The sequence below is a fragment of the Bacillus cereus group sp. BfR-BA-01383 genome, assembly GCF_022663495.1.
In the GTDB taxonomy this organism is placed as follows: Bacteria; Bacillota; Bacilli; order Bacillales; family Bacillaceae_G; genus Bacillus_A; species Bacillus_A cereus_AU.
Map to the genome: position 1 here is coordinate 1 of NZ_JAKUFP010000105.1, position 494 is coordinate 494.

A 494-nucleotide genomic window follows, 5' to 3' on the forward strand; every position below is an offset into this window, starting at 1 on the left:
TTTCAAGCCTCAAAACCAAATGAGAAATGGGTAACGGATATAACCTATTTGATTTTCAATGGACAACGCTTGTACTTATCAGCTATTAAGGATTTGTACAATAATGAAATTATTGCCTATGAAACCAGTCGTAGAAACGATTTAGAGCTTGTGTTAGATACACTTAAAAAGGCAAAGAAAAAACGAAATGTAAAGGGAATCCTCCTACATAGTGATCAAGGATCTCAGTATACATCTCGTCAATATAATCAATTACTTACAAAATATCAGATGAAGGCAAGTATGTCTCGAAGAGGCAACTGTTGGGATAATGCTTGTATGGAAAACTTCTTCAGTCACTTTAAGGCAGAGTGTTTTCATTTAACCTCCTTCCGTAAAGCGAATGAGGTTAAAATTGCCGTGCGCAAATATATATATTTTTATAATCATCAAAGATTTCAAAAGAAATTAAATAACCTGAGTCCATATAAATATAGAACTCAGGTTGCTTAGTT

1 protein-coding gene is annotated in these 494 nt (G+C 33.2%); it reads left to right on the plus strand.

Features of this window, described 5'->3' with window-relative positions; genetic code table 11:
- Positions 1–492, plus strand: a 492-nt coding sequence (locus tag MR065_RS27080) for an IS3 family transposase (protein WP_242215746.1), incomplete at its 5' end; no start/stop codon positions are given.
- Between the last annotated feature and the right edge of the window lie 2 nt (positions 493–494).